This window comes from Streptomyces sp. SID486, from assembly GCF_009865385.1.
Taxonomy (GTDB): Bacteria; Actinomycetota; Actinomycetes; order Streptomycetales; family Streptomycetaceae; genus Streptomyces.
On record NZ_WWJT01000186.1, the window covers coordinates 1 to 350 of the forward strand.

Here is a 350-nt window from a genome sequence, read left to right on the forward strand (position 1 = left end):
GCGGTGAAGCTGGCGGACGAGGCGGAGCAGCACGCGAAGGACGCCAAGTCGCAGGCCGACGCGGCGAACAAGGAAGCGGGCATCGCGCTCGCCGCCTCCGCGAAGGCAGCCGGGTACGCGCATGTCACTGCCCAGGCCGCTGTCGACGCCGGTGAGGCGGCCAAGCAGGTCGCCAACCCCGCCAACGACGCCATCCAGCTCGGCTCCGCCTATGTCGACACCGACTCCGCCGCCGGCCTGGTCGTCCTGACCGGGCAGAGCTCGAAGACGATCGCCGAACAGCAGCAGGCCGTCGCCGACGCGCACGCCAGGAACGCCGCCGCCGAGGCCGACGCCGCGAAGAACATCGC

1 protein-coding gene is annotated in these 350 nt (G+C 72.3%); it reads left to right on the forward strand.

The genetic code is table 11. The features are described 5' to 3' along the window. On the forward strand, window positions 1-350 hold a 350-nt coding region (locus GT045_RS08815; protein WP_161333832.1), incomplete at both ends, for a hypothetical protein.